Source organism: Candidatus Cryptobacteroides sp., from assembly GCF_056207615.1.
On sequence record NZ_JBAEER010000006.1, the window covers coordinates 1 to 4,217 of the forward strand.

The window sequence follows — 4,217 nt, forward strand, 5'->3', positions numbered from 1 at the left end:
ATCAAACCTATAAAGGTCTTGAAGCATGGACGAAGGGCTGTGAGCCTGTTCAAGTACGGGCTGGACTACATCTCTCAGTGCCTGATCAACCATACAGACCGCTATAGAATCAATGTTTTCAAATTTTTGTCATATACTTAGATTACAAACAATAAAAAACAGTACGGGAAGAGTAGAAACGCAGTGCTGATAATGCAGGTCATGTAGATAGTACAAGCAATATAGCAAGCAATATAGACAGTACGACAGTGTACAAAGTATAAGCAGGGCAGATTGTACTATAAGTACGGACAGTGCGGAAAATGCAGGCGGGGCGGGAAGCAAGCAAAATGCATTTGCCCGGATTAGGGTCGGCGAGCGGAGCGAAGCCGATCTGCATTTTGCTGCTCCCGCGCCCGCCTGCACCTGCCTGTACCTGCCTGTACCTGCCTGCGCCTATCTGCCTGCACCTGCCCACCCCGCCAGTTCCTGTCCGCGCCTATCTGCCTGCACCTGCCCACCCCGCCAGTTCCTGTCCGCGCCCGCCATCACCTGCTCGCACTAGCCATCACCTATCTGCCTGCGCCTGCCCGCCACCGCCCGCACCTGCCTGCACCTACCAGCACCAGCCCGCCTCCGCCAGCTCCTGCCAGCCACCGCCCGCACCAGCCCGCCACCGCACCATATTCCGCGTTGGGTCTATCTTGCGGCGGGGATGGTTGGCGCGGAGAAATTTGCTTATATTTGCATGATGGCGCTTTGGGCAACCACTATTGCGACCGCCGGGAAGCTCTGAAACAAACATGAACTGTGAAAGAAGCAAATAACACAGCTACGAAATGTAGACGATAACCAGCTTGCGGCAGATCAAATAGCACACGGAAGAATAACCAACACAGAATATATTCCACATGAAAGAATACATCGCACAGAATGAGGAAAGGTTCTTCGAGGAGCTCTTCTCGCTCCTGAGGATACCGTCGGTCAGCTCGCAGCCCGACCACAAGGACGACATGAGCAAATGTGCCGATAGGCTCGTGGAAATGCTCCTCGAGGCCGGTGCAGACTCAGCCGCCGTCTACCCTACCAAGGGCCATCCGGTGGTCTTCGGACGCAAGGATGTGCCCGGAGCTGAAGGTACAGTGCTCGTGTATGGACACTACGACGTGCAGCCGGTGGACCCAATCGAACTCTGGAAATCCGATCCGTTCGAGCCGGAGATCCGCGACGGAGCCATCTATGGACGTGGCGCGAACGACGACAAGGGCCAGCTTTTCATGCACCTCAAGGCCTTCGAGTACATGCTCCGAAGCGGCAGGCTCCGCCACAATGTGAAGTTCATCTTCGAAGGCGAAGAGGAAATCGGCAGCGGCTCGCTCGCAGAATGGGTTTCCGACCATAAGGACCTTCTCGCAGCGGACGTCATCCTCGTTTCGGACACCACCATGATCTCGGAAGAAGTGCCGTCGATCAACGTCGGAATGCGCGGACTATCGTACATCGAGATCGATGTGACCGGACCGAACAAGGACCTCCATTCGGGCCATTACGGCGGTGCGATCGCGAACCCTATCAACGTGCTCTGCGAGATGGTGGCATCGCTCCATGATGAGAATGGAAAGATCACCATCCCCGGCTTCTACGACAAGGTCGTCGAACTTTCGAGGACGGACAGGGACATGCTCGCGCGTGCTCCGTTCAACATGGATGAGTATAAGGAATTCCTCGACATCGACGAGGTCTGCGGAGAGGACGGCTACACCACCCTCGAGAGGGTCGGCATACGTCCGTGTCTCGACGTAAACGGCATCTGGGGCGGCTACACCGGCACCGGAGCGAAGACCGTGCTCCCATCGAGCGCTCATGCGAAGATATCTATGCGCCTCGTGCCGAACCAGGACAGCGCCGAGATCACAGAACTCATCTGCAAGCACCTGCGCGACATGGCTCCTGCGACCGTGAAGGTGGACGTGCGCCCATGTCACGGAGGAAACGGCTTCCTCATCCCGCTCTCTTCGCCGGCATTCAAGGCCGCATCACGCGCGATGACCGAGGTATATGGAATCGAACCTGTGCCGAGCCGTGGAGGTGGATCCATCCCTGTGCTCGCGGACATGCAGAGGATACTCGGAATCGACCCGCTCCTGATGGGCTTCGGCCTCGAGAGAGACACAATCCACTCCCCTAACGAAAGTTACCTCCTCAAGCAGCTCTTCGCCGGAATGGAATCGATAGCGCTCTTCTACCAATATCTGTAACGATATGGACGAAAACAAGGACAACGGCCTTTTCGATGGCCTTTTCCAGGACCCTGTGAGATCATACCAGGAGCACCTGTTCGGCATGCCATTCGACGGCAACTTCGTACGCTATGACCTCGAACAGAAATTCTTCGGATTCGACATGTTTGACAAGAAAGACAAATAACCAAAAATAGACCAAGAAATGAATAAGAACCTGATCAGAATGGCCTGCATGGCTGCTGTCGCTGGTGCGGCACTCAGCTTCGCGCAGGTCGATGCAGCGGCACAGACCGCAAAGAAGCCTGCCTACAAGGCTCCAAAGGGCGGAAAGACCATCAGTGACCAGATCCTCGGAACATTCTTCGAGGACCTCAGCTATGCGGCTGACGGCGGTCTCAACGCACAGCTCGTACAGAACGGCTCATTCGAGTACAACCTCACCGAGCAGCCAGGTTGGGGCGCAGGAACAGCATGGCGCTTCTCGGCCCTCGGCCATAGCACCGGATATGTGAGCCAGCGCAACGACAACCCTCTCAACGAGAACAACTCCAACTACATGCGCATCACCGCAGAGCGTGTTGGTCGCTACCTCGACGGACAGGAGCACCATGATCATGACCATGGACAGCAGGCACGCAACCAGGACGGTTCGATCGCTGCCGCAGGCTTCATGCGCGACACCCGCGTCGGTGTGGGTATCATCAACTCCGGTTTCGACGGAATGGTAGTGAAGGCCGGTGAGAACTATGATTTCTCTGCATTCATGAGGATGCCGGACGGCAAGGCGAAGACCATCAAGGTTTGGCTCACCGCCGGCCGTACCGTGCTCGCAGAGCAGACCATCAAGGCCAATGCGAAGGACTGGACCAAGTATGAGGTCATCCTCACTCCGAGCGCAGATGCAACGAACGCTTCCCTCATGGTCGCAACCCAGGACACCGGATGCTTCGACCTCGACGCTGTTTCCCTCATCCCAGAGGACACCTTCATGGGCCATGGCCTTCGTAAGGACCTCGCTGAGGCTATCGCCGGCATGCACCCTAAGTTCGTGCGCTTCCCTGGCGGATGCGTCGTACATGGCGGTGGAGACGGAATGTGGGCTACCTATCGCTGGAAGACCTCTATCGGTCCGAAGGAGGAGCGCGTGCAGCTCAAGAACTCATGGGGCTACCATCAGAGCCGTGAGGTAGGTTACTACGAGTACTTCCAGTTCTGCGAGGACATCAACGCAAAGCCTCTCCCAATCCTTCCTTCAGGTACCAGCTGCCAGGGTGCAGGTGGATCATGGGGCCTCCCAGGCTTCGCACAGATGCCTGTCCCAATGGACGAGATGGACGAGTGGGTTGACGAGGTCCTCGACCTCATCGAGTGGGCGAACGGAGATGTCACCACCGAGTGGGGTGCAAAGCGTGCTGCCCAGGGTCATCCAGAGCCATTCGGACTCGAGATGGTCGGTATCGGAAACGAGGAATACATCACTCCTGAGTTCAAGGAGCGCTTCAAATACATCTACGACAGGGTTACCGCAGCTCATCCTGAGATTACCATCGTCGGAACCGCAGGCGTGAACTCACATCCTTCGAACCATGAGGACTATGTCAATGGTTGGGCATTCGCAGAGGAGATCAACGTCCCTATCCTCGACGAGCACTACTACGAGCAGAAGGAGTACTTCCTCACCAGCCGCCAGTACGACTCATACCCACGCGACCGCAAGACCAAGGTCTACCTCGGTGAGTATGCAGCTAAGGACAACACCGTACTCGACGCACTTGCTGAGGCTCTCTACCTCTGCCATGTCGAGCGCAACGGTGACGTTGTCGTGATGAGCAGCTATGCGCCTCTTATGAGCAACATGAACCATTCGAACTGGCTTCCAGTGCTCATCCTCTTCAACAACGACCATGTCGCTCTCACCGCCAACTACTATGTTCAGCAGATGTTCGGAGAGTCAGCAGGAACCAAGTTCTATGGCAATTGCGTGAAGATCGCAGG

General features: G+C 56.2%; 3 protein-coding genes. All 3 read left to right on the plus strand.

The window, feature by feature from the left end; all coding sequences use genetic code 11:
* The first annotated feature begins 881 nt into the window (after positions 1-881).
* Positions 882-2,237 (plus strand): dipeptidase, encoded by a 1,356-nt coding sequence (locus tag AC06ND_RS00515; RefSeq protein ID WP_475677041.1) that lies wholly within the window; start codon positions 882-884, stop codon positions 2,235-2,237.
* Positions 2,238-2,241: 4 nt separating this feature from the next.
* Positions 2,242-2,406, plus strand: a complete 165-nt coding sequence (locus AC06ND_RS00520; RefSeq protein WP_475677039.1) for a hypothetical protein — start codon at positions 2,242-2,244, stop codon at positions 2,404-2,406.
* Between the two features lie 18 nt (positions 2,407-2,424).
* Positions 2,425-4,217 (plus strand): alpha-L-arabinofuranosidase C-terminal domain-containing protein (locus AC06ND_RS00525; protein WP_475677040.1); only part of this gene is annotated, 1,793 nt, incomplete at its 3' end.